General features: G+C 46.5%; 16 protein-coding genes. 9 read left to right on the forward strand and 7 right to left on the reverse strand.

Annotation, left to right across the window (positions count from 1 at the left end):
- Positions 1-129 precede the first annotated feature (129 nt).
- The 6 genes from AAAT93_RS08175 (at position 130) to AAAT93_RS08200 (ending at position 6398) form a co-directional block, all read left to right on the forward strand.
- On the forward strand, positions 130-504 hold the full coding sequence (locus AAAT93_RS08175; RefSeq protein WP_227573077.1) for an FHA domain-containing protein: 375 nt from the start codon (positions 130-132) through the stop codon (positions 502-504).
- Positions 505-584: 80 nt separating this feature from the next.
- Complete coding sequence (locus AAAT93_RS08180) at positions 585-2153, forward strand: spore germination protein (protein ID WP_227573078.1); 1569 nt, start codon at positions 585-587, stop codon at positions 2151-2153.
- Entirely contained in the window at positions 2134-3720 is a 1587-nt protein-coding gene (locus AAAT93_RS08185) for a GerAB/ArcD/ProY family transporter (protein WP_227573079.1), read from the forward strand. The genes AAAT93_RS08180 and AAAT93_RS08185 overlap by 20 nt, the downstream gene beginning before the upstream one ends.
- A 30-nt stretch (positions 3721-3750) precedes the next feature.
- On the forward strand, positions 3751-4587 hold the full coding sequence (locus tag AAAT93_RS08190; RefSeq protein ID WP_227573080.1) for a stage II sporulation protein R: 837 nt from the start codon (positions 3751-3753) through the stop codon (positions 4585-4587).
- Between the two features lie 312 nt (positions 4588-4899).
- Positions 4900-5952 carry a D-alanine--D-alanine ligase family protein gene (locus AAAT93_RS08195; RefSeq protein WP_227573081.1) on the forward strand — a complete coding sequence of 351 codons (1053 nt, stop codon included), beginning with the start codon at positions 4900-4902 and terminating at the stop codon, positions 5950-5952.
- Positions 5952-6398, forward strand: a complete 447-nt coding sequence (locus tag AAAT93_RS08200; protein ID WP_227573082.1) for a DUF1934 family protein — start codon at positions 5952-5954, stop codon at positions 6396-6398. The genes AAAT93_RS08195 and AAAT93_RS08200 overlap by 1 nt, the downstream gene beginning before the upstream one ends.
- A gap of 77 nt (positions 6399-6475) precedes the next feature.
- On the opposite strand, the gene AAAT93_RS08205 is transcribed toward AAAT93_RS08200, so the two are convergent.
- The 6 genes from AAAT93_RS08205 to AAAT93_RS08230 all read right to left on the reverse strand — a co-directional run bounded on the left by AAAT93_RS08205 (position 6476) and on the right by AAAT93_RS08230 (position 12624).
- Positions 6476-7384 (reverse strand): CPBP family intramembrane glutamic endopeptidase, encoded by a 909-nt coding sequence (locus AAAT93_RS08205; RefSeq protein ID WP_227573083.1) that lies wholly within the window; start codon positions 7382-7384, stop codon positions 6476-6478.
- Positions 7371-7970, reverse strand: coding sequence for a hypothetical protein (locus AAAT93_RS08210; RefSeq protein WP_118734766.1), 600 nt, complete (start codon positions 7968-7970; stop codon positions 7371-7373). Before AAAT93_RS08210 ends, AAAT93_RS08205 begins: the two co-directional genes overlap by 14 nt.
- A 15-nt stretch (positions 7971-7985) precedes the next feature.
- Positions 7986-8711: a lysophospholipid acyltransferase family protein gene (locus AAAT93_RS08215; protein ID WP_227573084.1), complete on the reverse strand. Its 726-nt coding sequence runs from the start codon at positions 8709-8711 to the stop codon at positions 7986-7988.
- Between the two features lie 11 nt (positions 8712-8722).
- Complete coding sequence (malQ, locus tag AAAT93_RS08220; protein ID WP_118734767.1) at positions 8723-10255, reverse strand: 4-alpha-glucanotransferase; 1533 nt, start codon at positions 10253-10255, stop codon at positions 8723-8725.
- 69 nt (positions 10256-10324) lie between these two features.
- Positions 10325-11512, reverse strand: coding sequence for a pyridoxal phosphate-dependent aminotransferase (locus AAAT93_RS08225; RefSeq protein WP_118545258.1), 1188 nt, complete (start codon positions 11510-11512; stop codon positions 10325-10327).
- A gap of 518 nt (positions 11513-12030) precedes the next feature.
- Positions 12031-12624: a methyl-accepting chemotaxis protein gene (locus AAAT93_RS08230; RefSeq protein WP_021984019.1), complete on the reverse strand. Its 594-nt coding sequence runs from the start codon at positions 12622-12624 to the stop codon at positions 12031-12033.
- Between the two features lie 215 nt (positions 12625-12839).
- Here AAAT93_RS08230 and AAAT93_RS08235 point away from each other — a divergent pair, with 215 nt between their 5' ends.
- From AAAT93_RS08235 to AAAT93_RS08245, 3 genes are all read left to right on the forward strand, one after another.
- The gene (locus AAAT93_RS08235) at positions 12840-13619 is read left to right on the forward strand and encodes a TatD family hydrolase (RefSeq protein ID WP_117781155.1); all 780 of its coding nucleotides are present in this window, start codon (positions 12840-12842) and stop codon (positions 13617-13619) included.
- Between the two features lie 15 nt (positions 13620-13634).
- Complete coding sequence (gene rsmA, locus AAAT93_RS08240; protein ID WP_021984021.1) at positions 13635-14483, forward strand: 16S rRNA (adenine(1518)-N(6)/adenine(1519)-N(6))-dimethyltransferase RsmA; 849 nt, start codon at positions 13635-13637, stop codon at positions 14481-14483.
- Between the two features lie 158 nt (positions 14484-14641).
- The gene (locus AAAT93_RS08245; RefSeq protein WP_227573164.1) at positions 14642-15553 is read left to right on the forward strand and encodes a DUF6128 domain-containing protein; all 912 of its coding nucleotides are present in this window, start codon (positions 14642-14644) and stop codon (positions 15551-15553) included.
- Here the strand turns inward: AAAT93_RS08245 and AAAT93_RS08250 are convergent.
- Positions 15509-16054 (reverse strand): GNAT family N-acetyltransferase, encoded by a 546-nt coding sequence (locus AAAT93_RS08250; protein WP_021984023.1) that lies wholly within the window; start codon positions 16052-16054, stop codon positions 15509-15511. The genes AAAT93_RS08245 and AAAT93_RS08250 overlap by 45 nt on opposite strands.
- Between the last annotated feature and the right edge of the window lie 121 nt (positions 16055-16175).

Here is a 16175-nt window from a genome sequence, read left to right on the forward strand (position 1 = left end):
CGATACGCGAACGTTTATAAACAGAACCTGCGTATGCAACTGAACAACGTGGACATGTAATAATTGCGGAATGAAATGATCAATAAATCAAATGATTAAAGTAAAGTGTCTGTAGATAGGATAGGGATTATGTATACCAAAAATATAATACTTTTAAATGAAAAGGAGTATTTTTGCATTAGTAAAGATGCGTATATACTTGGTAAATTTCATTATATGGAAAATGAAAATTATGGTGTAGAAGATCTTCAAAGTGCAAATGGAACGAAAATTAATGGATATTCAATTCAGACCGGCATGGTGTATGAATTGCATGAGGGAGATGTAATAACACTTGCAGATGATTCTTTTACTGTATCTTATGTAGTAACTCCTGATTTTTTATGTCTATCTAAAGGGTTAACAAACGGTCTACCTTTAGCCGTCGTACTAGGACCTAAAAATGAAATCTTAAGTATGTCAATATTGGATATTCTGTTAATTACGGGAACATGTTTATTTTGACACAGCAACGGCACATGCGGTTCTGCATAAAAACCTCTAAACCATACATACTAGCTTATGTATAGTTTGGAGGTTTTTTTATGGACTTAGAAGATCTGTATGATGATAACAATAAGCTCAAGGTGCCTCTGCGGCGGAGCTTAGCTGAGAATAAAAAGGTGCTCGGCATCCTGTTTGAAAACTGTGGGGATGTAGTGCAGAAGTCTTTCGCGATGGAGCGGGCAGAGGGCATGGTGTACATGCATGTTGTATATATCGATGGTCTGACGAATAACGGCATGATCGAGGAGACAATCCTGAAGCCGCTTTCGTATGAATGGCGCGGAAATTCGGCGAAGGATGTCTGGGACAGCATCTTATATCAGGAGGTTCAGACGGCGGATATCAAGGAGGAAACCTCCTTTGATAAAACCGTCGGTTCGATTCTGAAGGGTGATACGGCGATCTTCATTGATGGTTATGCGAGGTCAATGATCGTATCGTCGAAGAAATTACCACTTAGAGGAATCTCTGAAAATGATACGGAAGCGGGCATGCGCGGACCGAAGGACAGCTTTAATGAGGGATTCCGGCAGAGTACCGCGTTGATCCGGCGGCGGATCAAGGATGCAAAATTGCGCGTGGAGCAGGATACGATTGGGGAGCGCACACGGACGGACTATGCGCTTGTGTATCTGGCAGATGTAGCGTCGGAGGAGCTGGTTAAGCGCGTGCGGGAGGACATGCATCACTATGATATTGATGCCATCTATGATAGTGGGATGGCGCAGCATTTGATGGAAAATTGGTATTCTCCGTTTCCAACGTTTCAGTCGACGACCAGACCGGATAAGGTGGCAGCCGGTATCACGGAAGGCAGAGTGGCAATCGTATTTGATAATTCGCCGGAGGTGATTCTGGCACCGTGTAATTTGAACATGCTGTTGCAGACGTCCGATGATTATTACAATCGCTGGGCGGTCGGGACATTTGCGCGGATTATCCGGTATGTCGCGGCATTTCTGGCGGTGTCCCTGCCCGGACTGTATATTGCGATTACCGTGTATCATAGTGATATTCTACCGACGAAGCTTCTGTATGCGATCGCGTCAGCACGGAGTATGGTCACCTTTCCTGTGATTGTGGAAGTGCTACTGATGGAGTTTCTGTTTGAGCTTTTGCGCGAAGCGGGGATCCGTCTGCCGGGACCGCTTGGCAATACGATCGGGATTGTCGGCGGCTTGATCGTCGGACAGTCGGCGGTGGAGGCGGGCATCGTGAGCACGATGGTAGTGATCGTTGTGGCACTGACGGCAATTGCAAGCTTTGCGATTCCAAATGAAGAGTTTGCGTCGGTATTCCGTCTGCTTAAATTCTTCGTGATCATTCCGTCTGCCATCTGGGGCTTGTATGGATATATTCTGGCACTTCTGGTGATTGCGGTGCATCTGTCCGGACTGATGAGCTTCGGCATCCCGTATATGTATCCGATTGTCGCCGGAAGTGGCAAGCGCGCCTATGCAAATCAGGATTTTGTGCTGCGGGCACCGATCTCGTGGATGCGGAAACGCCCAATCTTCGCACGTGAGGAGGAACGTATGAGGTTGAAACCCCATGTGACGAAGTCAACAGAGAAGGAGGAAAAAAATCATGAATCTGGCGGACGGTAAAATCTCCAAACGGCAATGGTTTCGCATGAGCTATCTCGAATGTGTCACGATCAGTATGATGATGATTCCGTATATCACATTGTCGCTTGCGGGGAAATATCATGTGCTGGCACTGGTGGTCGGGCTCGCATTTGTCGTGCTCTATGGCGCGTTGATGCTGTATCTTGCGGACTTTGTTCCATGCGGTTATATCAATGCGATTCGGAATCATATGGGATGGACTGCCGGTATATTGGACGTGCTGTATGCCTTACGGTATCTGCTGCGTGCGACGCTTATCGCGGTCTTTTTCTCCATGATTTTGCAACGCTATTTGTTGCAAAGCTTCTCCGTATGGTGGATCTTCCTGCCATTTCTTGGAATCACATTGTATGGTGCGTCCAAGTCGATGGAAGGACGCGCACGGATGTTTGAATTTTTGTTTGGGTGGATGGTCGTACCACTCATATTGATCGTTGTGTTCTCGGTATCGAATATTGATATCGGCGCAATCATGCAGGGAATCACATCACAGTCGGAGGTATCGGGCGTGTTCAAGGGCGCATATGCAATCCTTCTGGCATTGTCGCCGTTGGAATTGCAGCTCTACAGCCGCCCATGCGTGAAGGAGAAAGACCGAATGGGGGGAATCTGGCTGCTTGTCTGGATTTTATTTACCATTGTATTTGCGTATCTGTTCATCGTGGCAATCCTTGGCTATGGCTGGACGGCAAGCGACACGACGGCATCGTTCAATGTAATGGAAGCGGCTTCTTTTCCTGGCGGGGCGGTGGCGCGGCTTGACTATCCGGTGATGGCATTTTGGATTATCGGTGTGTTTGCAGTTGTGAGCGGCTATCTGCATCAGACTCGGGACTTCCTGTATTCGCTGTGTGAAGTGAAGCAGAAAAGTGGACGTGTTGTGACATTTGTGGTGATGTTCGCGGGTGCGTGTCTGTTTGCGTATGGAATGCAGTTTGAATCGGCCGTAAAATATGGCATGCGGTATTTCCTGTATGCAGACCTTGCGATCGGCATTGTATTTCCGTTGATCGTCATGTGGGTAAAGACGAAAAAACGCGTGAAATGGGGAATCTGTTTTGTCTGTCTGACTGTGTTAGCTGCAATCGGCAGTGTATTGATCGGAGATGAAAAGCTTGGCAGACAATTTGTGCAAAATGATTTTACTGCGATAGAACAGAAAAAGGAAACGTTGGAGCACCGGGATTATGTGCAGGAAATGCAGGTGGAAACTGCGAAGGACGGATATCAGTTTACATTTGTGATTGCAGATATCGCCGGGTACGAAGGGGAAAACAGCATCAATCAGACGCTCTACCATGTGCAGGCGGACAGTCTTGCGATGGCAGCAGATCTGTACCAGAGAGAGAACGAGCGGCAGTTGGATTTCGGGCATATGAAGCAGATCGCGGCAGATATGACGGGGCAGGAGATACATCCGCTCTTGCTGGAGCTTGGGCACCGGTCGGGAATCTCGAAATCAATTCCGGTCATGATGGAAACGGATGGCGCGAAATATATTTTGCGGGAAATGATTAAAGCTGCTTACGGAAGGGAAAGCTTGTAACGAAATCAACTTTCGATGGAGGAGTTCGTTATGGGGTATAAGATTCTAAAAGGAGCAATGGTCGGAATCCTGCTTGGAGTATGTGGTGGGATCTTACTTACGAGTGTGCTGCACATTGCAGGAGGTGGGAGTGTCCGTGATGTCGTCAGTCTGTTTCGCGAGGGAAATATGAAAATGCTATTTGCAGGTCAGAAAATTAGCGATGAAGATCAGGCAGATCTTGAAGCTGTGTTTGTAGATAGCGGTGAAACAGAGAGTCTGTCAGGCGATGTGGATGATGTTGCAGAAAAAAGCGGTATCTGTGCGGATGTCTATGAGGATGCACTAAAAAGCCCGGAAGATGTTGTGGTGCGGTTCCATGTGCGTGCAAACAGTGACAGTGAGACAGATCTTGCTTTGAAATATGAGGTGCGGGATGCAGTGCTTGCCTTGCTTGCGGAAGATCTGCAGAAAGCAGAAAATGACAGTGAAGCAATCTTGTATCTGGCGCAGAATTTATCGGAAATCCGCAACACTGCGCGTGCAGTTGTCGAGGAGGCAGGCTATCATTACGATGTAAAAGCATATATTACGAGAGAGGAATTCCCGATTCGGGAATATGGGGAACTGGTGCTTCCTGCAGGAACCTACCGGGCACTGCGTATAGATATCGGTGAGGCAAAAGGCGAGAACTTCTGGTGCATGCTGTATCCGATGATGTGCTACACGATGGACGCGGGGGCAGTTGTCGATTCGGCAGATGCGGAGAAAATCGCACAGGCACTCGACGAAGAAAGTTACGAGAAATTATTCGTGAAGCGGGACATAAAGCCCGGTGATGTCAAAGTAAAGTTAAAGATTCTTGAATGGTTGCAGGATACCTTCTAAGTTGTTATAATAAAACATAATGTATTCATATTTTGAATACTATATAAAGTTAGTTTGTTTATAGCAATTTACGAGAAGAAATGTATATCGAGTTGAAAGATAATACAAATTCTTAAGCAGACCATATAAACACATCGGTACTTAATAAGCTGTGCCAGCTATCTGGCTGGTGCAGCGAATTTAGTACCGTTATGTGTTTCTCTGAGCGAGAGCGCGTCTGCGTAGAATTTTGTATTATCGTCCAACTCGGAGAATAAATTAGAACCTCGTAAATTGCGGAATAAAACCATTACATAAAGAAAGGCAAAAACCATGAAAAAGAATCTAGCAGTTATATTTGGCGGCCGCTCATCCGAGCATGAAGTATCCTGCGTGTCAGTTGTTACAATTGCCAAAGCAGTAGATCTTGAGAAATACAATATGTTCCTGATCGGAATTACAAAAGACGGTGAGTGGAAGCTTGTAGAAGATATCGCAGGCATCGAAGACGGAAGCTGGAAGCAAAGTCCCGTTTCTGCAATCATTTCCCCGGATACAAAGGGCGGACTTATCATTTCGCAGGACGATATGATGAAGGTGCAGCCGATTGATGTGATCTTCCCTGTCTTGCATGGCATGTATGGCGAGGATGGAACGATTCAGGGATTGTTCGAGATGGCAGATATCCCATATGTCGGATGTGGTGTGTTCGCTTCTGCTGCATCTATGGATAAGTTCTATACTAAGCTGGTCGTTGATACACTTGGAATCCGTCAGGCTGTTTATGTGCCGGTGCTGGCAGAACAATTGGAGGATATCGACGAGGTGACAGCCCGCGTCGAAGCAAAGCTTTCTTATCCGGTATTTGTAAAGCCTTCCAAGGCAGGTTCTTCCAAGGGTGTTTCCAAGGCAGATGACCGTGCAGCGTTGGTTGTTGCCCTGAAGGAAGCTGCAAAGCATGATTATAAGATTCTGGTTGAGGAGACGATCGTCGGTCGAGAGATTGAGTGCGCTGTCCTTGGTTATGGTAAAAATACAAAGGCATCCCGCGTGGGCGAGATTCTTGCGGCAGCAGAATTCTACGATTTCGATGCAAAGTACAACAATGTAGAGTCTAAGACTGTAATTGGTGCTGATCTTCCGGACGGAAAAGAGGCAGAAGTGCAGAAGGATGCGGTTGCAATCTTCAATGCGCTGGATGGATTCGGTCTTTCCCGTGTAGACTTCTTCTTGGAGAAGGATACGAACGAGGTCGTATTTAACGAGATCAACACATTACCGGGCTTTACATCCATCAGTATGTATCCAATGCTCTGGAAGGATAAGGGATATTCGATTGAGAGTCTGGTAGAGACTTTGATCGAGATGGCAAAGGAACGTCCATAATGAAAGCAGTCATTGAGTTTGAAAATGTAGATGTGGAGACCGGCGAAGTGATGCGCTCGCAGGCAACTGCGCTGGCAAGCATGACCGAACAGGGGATGAAGCTTACCTACGTGGAGGATGTGTCCGGCGATGGACACAAGACACGCTGTACGATGATTTTCTCCGACAACCGGCTCCGTGTGACACGGAGCGGCGAGCTGAATTCGGACTTTGTATATGAGCATGGCTTAACGCATCATACGAAATATGCGACCGGCTATGGCTCGATTCCGGTGACCCTGCAGACGAAGCATTTCCTGCACACGGCAGAGGGTATCGATTATGAGGCGACCGTTCTGGCAGAGGAGTTTTCCCTGCGTCTTGCACTGCAATATACCATGGAGATGGGAAATGAACTGCCGATGGAACGGAAGATGAAGGTGCATGTACATAATTTAGCGGATTAGGTATGCCATACAGATGATTAAGCAAGCATAGAAAACCGGATGGAATTACAACAATCATGTAAATCCATCCGGTTCTTTTATTTTTCTGTAATTTTCTTTTCTTCCTTTTTTCTCATCGCCAGCCATACGAACAGCACCGTAAGCACTAACGCGCCAGCCGTGATGATACCGCATCGTACCGTTTCCTCAAACCATACGGATGGAATGAATAGTACACTCAGGTTGATACTGAAATGCAGGATCATGCTTGCGAGGAGCGTGTTCGCTTTGTAAGCCACAAATCCAAGCAGACATCCTAAGATGCATGCATAGATGCCCTGTACGATGTTGCCGTGATACAGTCCGAAAAGCACACCCTGAAACAGGATTGCGAAAGCCGGTGGCATGTAGCGCTTCGCATAGCCCATGATCACTCCGCGAAAGAACAATTCTTCGCCGAACGGGGCGATTACAAAGGTCGCGATCATCATCGGGACTGCACGGTTCACACCGACCGCCTTGGATACAAGTTCATAGTAGGTTGCAAAGGTATCCGGGAAGAGGGGACTTACCAGATTCAGGATTCCGTCCACCATGATCTGAATTGCAACACCAGCAAGCAATAAAAATGGAGTCCGTATAGAACAGACGCATGAAAAAATATTTTTCATGCGTCCTTTTGTATTATCCTCGAAAGATTCGTCTGTGGAAACGATATTTCCCCGATAAAATATGCGGTAATACCAGACCCCGAAACAAATCAGAAATACGATATGCTGTGCAAGCACGAGGTACGCCTGATTCATAGGCTGGTTATAATCCATTTGTAAGATCTTGCCAATCGTATTTTCGCTGTTTGATTTCTCATCGGAACGCATATTCTTGAAGAACAGAATTGCAACATCGATGAAATTCAATACATACTGCGCCAATACGGCAATCAGAAACGGTGTAAAGGAACCGATAATATCTTTCAATTTTGCCGGTTGATTTTTACATCTTGTCACTGATCTTTTTCGCTCTTTCTTTCTCCCGACGAAGCTCTTCCTTGGACTTCTCAACAGGCTTGTCTTTTGCCTTGCCCTTGGATTTTGCTTTCTCGAGCATTTCTGCGTTCAATTGCTTCTGCATTTCAACCTGACGTTTCCGCATACGTGTACGCCAGTTGCCCTTTTTCTTCTTGCCAGTTTCTTCTTCCTGAGCTACCTTCTTGCCACGGACGCTCTTTACACTGATGATGTAAATGCCGCTGACCATCGCTTTTACTTCGCCTCTGGTTGGAAGCTCGTCGAAGATTGCATCATCACAGATCATGTTCATAATCTGTGGACCAACCTTGACCTTTGCGATTGGAAGCTTTGCTTTCTGGTAACGCTTTGGTGTCTGTTCCATCACCATTTTTGGAAGTCCGGCGTCTTTCATTGGCAGCATTTTCTTGTCGATGATCAACATATTCATCGGCTGTGCCGCCTCTACCATCTGTTCTCTCTGTGCACTCTGTTTCTTCTGTAATTTGTCACCGACTCTGTATAACACGAACATGATCGCAAGTGCTACCACGATGACAATAATCATGATTAACCACCAAGGCATGGTTCAAATCCTCCTCTAAATGTTATTTTTATCATACATATCCTGTATAAGCTGTGGAAACTCTGCATATCGCTCCTTGCGTTCCTTTGGAGGAAGTTCACAAGGATAGATCGGCTTTCCGAATTCAATCGTTACGCTATGGCTGTGAATCCGTTTCTTTGGTGCAGATTCAAGCATCAGATCGGAACGGCAGATCGATACCGGAACGATCGGGGATTTCGATTTCTCTGCCATCTTATATCCGCCCTCGTGAAATGGCAGAAGTGTGTCGGTCTGGTTTCTGGTTCCCTCTGGGAATACGACCATCGAATGTCCCTGCTTCATGTATTCCGTTCCCTGCTTGATCACGGATAAGCCCTGCTTGATATCTTCTCTGTCTAAGAACAGACATCCGATATCCCGCATATACAGTGGGAGAAGCGGAATCTTTTCCATTTCTTTTTTCGCAAGGAAGCCAAGCGGCTTGCCGATTGCTTCATGATAGATCAGAATGTCGAAATAACTGCGGTGGTTGCCGACGAATAACACCGGTCCGTCCTGCGGTATATTTTCTTTTCCGATGACGTTCACCTTGCATCCGGACAGTTTCAGTTCAAACCGGAAGAAGCCGGATACAAACCTGCGTGCTTTTTCCCATGATTTCTCAGGATTTTTCTTCCATAATTGTTTCATGTAGAGATGGTATGGCAGACAGAAGAACAGTGCCACCATCAATACGATTCCAACTCCCAATGTCTTCATAGATACACCTCTTATCGTCCAAACATTTTACAGGTTTCATATAATCTTGCTTCAAGTTCACGTGTCAGTGCGTCTTCTTTGTATCTCCATGCCCAGTTTCCTTCGCCGACACCCGGTGTGTTCATACGTGCCCAGGAATCTAAGCATAATACATCCTGCATTGGTACGATCGCCATGTTAGCAACAGAGCCAAAGCATGCACGGATCATAATCCAGCAGATGTCATAACCATCGGTTGAGAAGTAGCGGCGCAACTTGTCTTTGGAAGCTTCATATGCGTGCTTGTACCAGCCGAGGGTTGTATCGTTATCGTGTGTACCTGTATAGCAGACACAGTTACGAACAAAGTTGTGTGGAAGGAAATCATTTTCCTCCGGATTCTCAAATGCAAACTGCAATACCTTCATGCCAGGCAGACCGAATTTGTCGCGCAGCTCGATAACCGAATCATCGATCTCACCAAGATCTTCGGCGATAATCGGAAGATGATAACCGAGGGTTGCTTCAAGCTGTGTAAAGAAGTTTACACCCGGTGCTTCTACCCATTTACCGTTGATGGCGGTTTCTTCGCCATAAGGGATCGCCCAGTATTTATCGAAACCACGGAAATGGTCGATTCGCAGGAAATCACAGAGTGTCAGCTGGTAACGAATACGGTTCAGCCACCACTCATAACCGGTCTCGGTATGCTTCTTCCAGTTGTATAGCGGGTTGCCCCACAACTGTCCGGTCGCTGAGAAATAATCCGGTGGAACTCCGGCAACGACGGTTGGGTACCCCTTGGAATCTAATTGGAACAGGCTCTGGTTTGCCCATACATCCACACTGTCCCAAGCCATGAAGATCGGGATATCGCCCACGATGGAAATGCCCTTATCGTTTGCGTATTTCTTCAAGGTCGTCCATTCATAATAGAATAAGAACTGGATGAACTTGTAGTAGCCCATCTCGGTATCGAGCTTCTTCGCCCATGTTTCCTTCTGCTTCTTGGTTGGTTTCTTCAGGTTATCTTCCCACATGTACCAAGGCATGCCCTGATGATAGTCCTTGCCTGCCATGAACAATGCGTAATCCTTCAGCCAGACAGATGTCTCGCAGAAATTATCGTACGCCTGCTTCATCTCCGGATCGTCATGGATACCATCAGATAAAGATTCGTCGTGAAAACGGGAATAAGCAAGCTTCAAAAGCCCTGTCTTAAACTCAATCAACTCACCATAATTGATCTGCTCTGCGTTCCATGCCGGCATATCCCGGAAGTCTTCGTCGTAAAGAAGATGTAACTCCTTCAGATGATCCAGACTGATGATAAGCGGCTGTCCCGCAAATGCGGAGAAAGGCTGATATGGAGAATCTCCAAATCCGGTATGTCCGAGTGGCAGTACTTGCCATGTGTTCAATCCCGAACGTTCCAGAAAATCAACAAATCTATAAGCGCTTGCACCCAGCTCACCGATGCCGTAAGGCCCCGGAAGTGAGGTTGGATGAAGCAGGATCCCCGTGTATTTCTTTGGCTTTTTACTTGCGCCAGCTTCTTCTGCCATAATATTCTTGTCCTCCTAATTATGTATCTCCTATTAAACCAAACTTCATTATACAGAAAAACATGGAAATTATCTATATAATTTGTAAAGTTTTTCAAACAAAGGAATGGCTTTTTCGACCATATCCGTTGTCACGCAGTAAGAGATTCGGAAATGTCCCGGACATAAGAAGCTGTCACCCGGTACGATGATCAGGTTCAGCTCTTTGGCTGCGCGCCAGCAGAATTCATTTGCATCTTCCGTCAAGGCGCGTGGGAACATGTAGAAGGTTCCGCCCGGCTCAACCATCTCGTAGCCGATGCGTGTCAATTCTTTATATAAAATATTCTTGTTCGTCTCATAGATTGACAGGTCACTTGTCTGGTCAAGCACAGACTCCACAGCCATCTGGATGATGGAAGGTGGGCAGTTGTGTCCGGTAAATCTGGAGATCTGACCAGCCATAAGTACGAGAAGCTTTGCGTCTTCGCAGGCTGGGTTCACTGCCATGTAACCGATACGTTCACCTGGCAGAGACACGGACTTACTGAATGAGTAACAGCAGATCGTGTTCTCGTATAACTTGGAAATAAATGGTGCATCCACACCAGCAAATACAATCTCACGGTAAGGTTCATCGGAGATCAGGTAGATCGGATGTCCGTATTCCTTCTCTTTTGCACGCAGGATATCCGCCAGCTTTGTGATCGTGGCAGTTGAATAAACGATACCAGATGGGTTATTCGGAGAGTTGATGAGGATTGCCTGTACATTCGGGTTCAGGGATTTCTCGAATTCCTCAAAATTGATCTGGAATGTGGTGATGTCGGCAGGAATCACGGTAAGCTTTGCACCGGTTCCTGTCACATAAGGAACATATTCCGGGAAATAAGGTGCAAAGGTGATAACCTCATCGCCATCCTTTGTCACGCACCGAAGCGCATGTGCCAGCGCACTGGCTGCTGCACTCGTCATGAAGATGTGATCCATCGTGTAGTTCATGCCAAAACGCTTATTCAAAGAATCGGCAACCGCCTGTCTTGTAGATGGAAGTCCAAGCGATGGGCTGTAACTATGTAGCTTCACCGGATCTTCGGTCTGCAACAGTTCGATCATGCGATTTGTAAATGCCTGTGGCACAGGAACGGAAGGGTTACCAATAGAGAAATTGTAGATATTTTCCATGCCAATTTCAGCGCCCTTTTTATTCGCATAGTCAAAGAACTGGCGGATAACGGAACCTTTTCCTGTCATATCCTTGTAGAATTCGTTAATCATGATATATTTCCTTTCTTTGATGATATTGATTTATCTGTGAAAACGCACTTTGAATTTGTGTATTTACCCGTCTCCGTTTCTGTAAATATAGATATGTTTGGGACTTAGAAGTTCTTGATGTTCTGTAAGTATGCAGCAATGGTTGAACACGATGTTCAACCAAGCCGCCACTGAGCCACGGATGGCGAATTGGCGGCGGTTGCGTACGGTATAATATGTATATCAGAACATCTAGTACTTCTTAGTTCCAATACATCGTATATTTGCAGAAACGGAGGCGGGTATAATATACACAAATTCATGTGCGTTTCACAAATTAAATTCAATGTGAGTGAATTAGGAATAAACAGAAAACAAGTGGCGAGAAAAACCGGGGAGGGAATTAATTCGCCACTTGTTTGAGGGGAGAGAGGATTCAAATATATGAAAAGCTCTTACAATGCATACTATAACAATAAATTGTGTCTAAAATATGTTCTAATTGTGAAAAAGTTTTCACATCCTCAAATCCCTGCTGTTTATTCAGCGTCATAGCTCTTGATGGATGCATCAAGCTTCTGTAATGTCTTCTGAATGGAGTCGTTGATAACACCTGATTCATGTGCCATCTTACCAAACTCATGCGCAACAACGGTGAATCCGCGTCCGGCTTCGCCTGCACGTGCAGCCTCAATCGAAGCGTTCAGTGCAAGGATATTCTGCTTATTCTCAATCTTCTTTAATCCCTGCGATTTTCCGGCAAGCTCCTTGATCAGGGCAGCAGCACCAGCAATCTCTTCATTGAAAGAAGCGATTGCTTCCTCGTATTTCTTCTTGCGGTAGCCAGCCTCTAAGAGATTCTGGATAGCGGCAACCAGAATGGCAGCAGCAGCTTCGACAACTTCTTCGTCTGTATCCTCATCCAAAGGACCGCCAACAACCGTTGCAACCTCGACGTCATCGACTTCGATGCTCTCGCCAAATGCTTCTACATTATTTCTGGAAAATCCGAGCTTGTTGGAAAGGAAGTTACCTTCATCATCGAGAACAACGGCGATCATGTGTGTTGCAGCCGCCCACTGCTCTAGGATGTTATCAAGTGCTTCCATATCTAAATAATCATTTATAGTCATAAAATGCTCCTCCTTGTGCGTAACATATACCTAATCTTCATTTTACCGAATTTACAGAGGGATTTCAATAGCGGAACCAAATAAATTCTCGAATATTGTGGCGAATTTATGCAGGACGGAGGATAGATGCACAGATATTTACGACTGGGGTTGCACGAACATCTGGTGTAGGGTAAAATAAACGCAATTATTATGGTAAGGCAAGGATAAATGAAATGATTCAGATATTTGATACACATGCACATTATGATGATGAGAGTTTTGATGACGATCGCGAGCGGCTTCTGGCTGGATTTCCGGCACAGGGCGTACACGCGGTGACGAACATCGGAACGAATATCAGGGCGAGTGAAGAGACGGTTCGGATGACAGAAAAATACGAGAATCTGTACGGTGTGGTTGGTATATTCCCATCGGAAGTTGCGGAACTGGAGAATCCTGATAATGTCAAGCGTCTGAAGGAGCTTGCAAAGCATGACAAGATCGTGGCGATCGGTGAAATCGGACTCGATTATCATTATGAAGAAACGGACAAGGCATTGCAGCACAAATGGTTCGCCGGACAGATGGATATTGCACGCGAGTTAAAGTTGCCAATCGCGATCCACAGCCGGGATGCGGCGCAGGACACAATTCAGATCATGCGGGCTTCCCGCGCAGAGGAGATTGGCGGTGTGATCCATTGTTATTCGTATTCGAAGGAGAGTGCACGAGACTTCCTGAATATGGGATTTTATTTTGGCATTGGTGGCGTGGTGACATTTAAGAATGCGAAGAAATTAAAGGAAGCAGTGGCATATATTCCGCTGTCAAATATCGTGCTTGAGACGGATGCACCATACCTGACACCGGAGCCATTCCGCGGCAAGCGCAATGATTCATCGAAACTCGTCTATGTCGCACAGGCAATCGCGGATATCAAGCAGATTCCGGTGGATGAGGTGTATGCAGAGACATGGAAAAATGCGCACCAGATGTATAAAATTCAGAAGTAGAGAAATGGAGATAGAATGGAAAAGCTTAGCAATCCAAAGGTTACAATAGAGATTATACAGAAATATAATTTCGCGTTCCAGAAGCGGTTTGGTCAGAATTTCCTGATCGACGGGCATGTGATTGAGAAGATCATCCGGGCAGCAGAGATCACAAAGGACGATGTCGTGCTGGAGATCGGTCCGGGTATCGGCACGATGACACAGTATTTAGCCGAGGCGGCAGGGGAAGTATTCGCGGTCGAAATCGACAAGAATCTGCTCCCGATCCTTGCCGAGACACTTGCGGAGTATGATAACGTGACGGTCGTAAATGAAGATATCCTGAAGGTGGATATCGCGGCATTAACCGGCGGCAGACCGGTAAAGGTCGTGGCGAATCTTCCGTATTATATTACGACGCCGATCATCATGGGACTGTTCGAGAATCATATCCCTGCAACATCAATCACGGTCATGGTGCAAAAGGAGGTTGCCGAGCGGATGCAGGCAGGTCCGGGCGGCAAGGACTATGGTGCATTGTCGCTTGCGGTGCAGTATTATGCGGAGCCGTATATCGTGGCAAATGTACCACCGAACTGTTTTATGCCGCGTCCGAATGTCGGTTCTGCGGTAATCCGGTTGACAAGACATACAGAGCCGAAAATCGTCGTGAAGGATGAGAAATTCATGTTCAAGCTGATCCGTGCGTCGTTCAATCAGCGCCGGAAAACATTGCAAAACGGGATCAATAACTCCGCCGAATTATCAATCAGCAAGGATGCGGTTGTAGAAGCACTTCGGAAGATGGGACTTTCTGAGAGCATCCGCGGCGAGGCACTGACACTTGCGCAGTTCGCAGAGCTTTCTGATCTGTTGTGTGAGTAGCGTAGATCACAGTTATAGCGGTATTCGCGCAGGGGATACTGTGGGTGTGTGGCGTCGTATAAATGTATATTATGTCGTAAAAAATTTGTGATAAACAGACAACCCTCTGCATACATATATAGTACGTATTAATGCATGAAGGGGGAGCGTGGTCTGTGATGCAGCAGAGGAGATGGGTGTCTTATATTTACCGGTATCGCGAGTTCGTGCGATGCGAGATTGCCGGATTCATCAAGGTACAGAGAATCAGCAACAAAGATACGGATGTGACGAGAATACGAATGGGGATGAAAATGTACAAGGAATATGCGTGTACGTGTTATGCGTATCTGCTATGGCATGGACAGGCGAAGCCATTTACAGCGGTGCAGTTCGCGGCGGGAGAACGCGATACGATCCTGACAAGTGTGGAGCTTCCGTGGAGCAACCCGCTAGGAGATGGTGTAGCATTTCCTGAATACGATGGTGTGTATTTCGTGTGTGACGACGGTGAGATTTTAGCCGGTATCTGGTCGACGGAGCGGTATGATCTGCGGCAGGTGCAGGTGACGGACAGGCAGGACGAGCTTGTGGAAGAGGAAGAACCGGTGCTGGAATATGCAGGTGCCGGGACAAAGCCGCAGGAGGAACCTGTCGAGGAAATCCCACAGATTCCACTTCCTTCGGACATAGCAAATGGGTATGAGGAAATGCTTACGACATATCCAAAGTTACCGCTTTTTGCAGGAAGTCAGATTGTCGATGGCGTGAAGATCGCGCCGCAGGATATCGGGAAGCTGGATATGGCGAACTGGAAGCTGGGCGTGAACAGTTTTCTTGCACATGGGTATTACAAATATCAGTATCTGATGCTTGGAAAGGTGAAGATGAATAAGGCAGAATTGCATGTGATCGGAGTTCCTGGAATCTTCACGAACAAAGAACGGTATCTGGCGAATATGTTTGGATTCCGTGTGTTTATTCCGGTGCGGAAAACGAAGATTCTGACCGGGAATTTTGGTTATTGGGTATCTGAAATTGTAGAATCAGAGAAGCTTCGTGTACCGCATCAGGTCAACGTAGTGTCCTAAGATGTTTGCACTTTGCGGCTCAAACTGTAATGGACGGAAGCCAAGCTTCGTCGCGAGTGTGATGGACGCAATATTTTCCGGGTGGATGCGGGCATCGACGCGGTGAATCTGGTAGTCATGTTCAAGTACATAGAGCGCCGCTTCGCAGGCTTCATATGCGATGCCGCGGTTCTGATAGAGGGCGTCAATTTTGTAGCCGATCTCAGCGTATGGTTCGCGGGAGGTGCGAAAAATATTGAAATTGATAGCGCCGATGATCTTATCCGGGCGGTCTTTTAAATAGATGTAATAACGCAGGAAGGTTCCCATCGTGTAAGCGATGTATTCGCGGTGCAGGGAAGACCAGTGGTAGTCCTGCGTGTAAAAGGATGCCGGACGCGTTGGCTCGTACTGCTCGAATGGGAGACGATTGCGCAGATAGAGATCTAAGACTTGTTTGGCTTTTGATTCATTTTCTACGCGCAGGATTAAGCGATTTGTATATTTTATCAGTGGTCCCATGAGCGTCTCCTTTCTGACGTTTGTGACTGTGGAATACAGGAACGATTCTTGTATCATGTAGCCATGAGGTCAGTATAGTACATTTTATGGGAACAGACAATAAAATGATACGGAAATGAGG

This window comes from Coprococcus hominis (ex Arizal et al. 2022), assembly GCF_040094675.1.
Lineage (GTDB): Bacteria > Bacillota > Clostridia > Lachnospirales > Lachnospiraceae > Coprococcus_C > Coprococcus_C hominis.

Coding starts and splice junctions, on each gene's coding strand:
- AAAT93_RS08230 (WP_021984019.1), bottom strand. CDS start 12,624: ATGACTATAAATGATTATTTAGATATGGAAGCACTTGATAACATCCTA.
- AAAT93_RS08200 (WP_227573082.1), top strand. CDS start 5,952: ATGAAAGCAGTCATTGAGTTTGAAAATGTAGATGTGGAGACCGGCGAA.
- AAAT93_RS08245 (WP_227573164.1), top strand. CDS start 14,642: ATGCAGCAGAGGAGATGGGTGTCTTATATTTACCGGTATCGCGAGTTC.
- AAAT93_RS08175 (WP_227573077.1), top strand. CDS start 130: ATGTATACCAAAAATATAATACTTTTAAATGAAAAGGAGTATTTTTGC.
- rsmA (WP_021984021.1), top strand. CDS start 13,635: ATGGAAAAGCTTAGCAATCCAAAGGTTACAATAGAGATTATACAGAAA.
- AAAT93_RS08185 (WP_227573079.1), top strand. CDS start 2,134: ATGAATCTGGCGGACGGTAAAATCTCCAAACGGCAATGGTTTCGCATG.
- malQ (WP_118734767.1), bottom strand. CDS start 10,255: ATGGCAGAAGAAGCTGGCGCAAGTAAAAAGCCAAAGAAATACACGGGG.
- AAAT93_RS08250 (WP_021984023.1), bottom strand. CDS start 16,054: ATGGGACCACTGATAAAATATACAAATCGCTTAATCCTGCGCGTAGAA.
- AAAT93_RS08195 (WP_227573081.1), top strand. CDS start 4,900: ATGAAAAAGAATCTAGCAGTTATATTTGGCGGCCGCTCATCCGAGCAT.
- AAAT93_RS08225 (WP_118545258.1), bottom strand. CDS start 11,512: ATGATTAACGAATTCTACAAGGATATGACAGGAAAAGGTTCCGTTATC.
- AAAT93_RS08235 (WP_117781155.1), top strand. CDS start 12,840: ATGATTCAGATATTTGATACACATGCACATTATGATGATGAGAGTTTT.
- AAAT93_RS08180 (WP_227573078.1), top strand. CDS start 585: ATGGACTTAGAAGATCTGTATGATGATAACAATAAGCTCAAGGTGCCT.
- AAAT93_RS08215 (WP_227573084.1), bottom strand. CDS start 8,711: ATGAAGACATTGGGAGTTGGAATCGTATTGATGGTGGCACTGTTCTTC.
- AAAT93_RS08210 (WP_118734766.1), bottom strand. CDS start 7,970: ATGCCTTGGTGGTTAATCATGATTATTGTCATCGTGGTAGCACTTGCG.
- AAAT93_RS08190 (WP_227573080.1), top strand. CDS start 3,751: ATGGGGTATAAGATTCTAAAAGGAGCAATGGTCGGAATCCTGCTTGGA.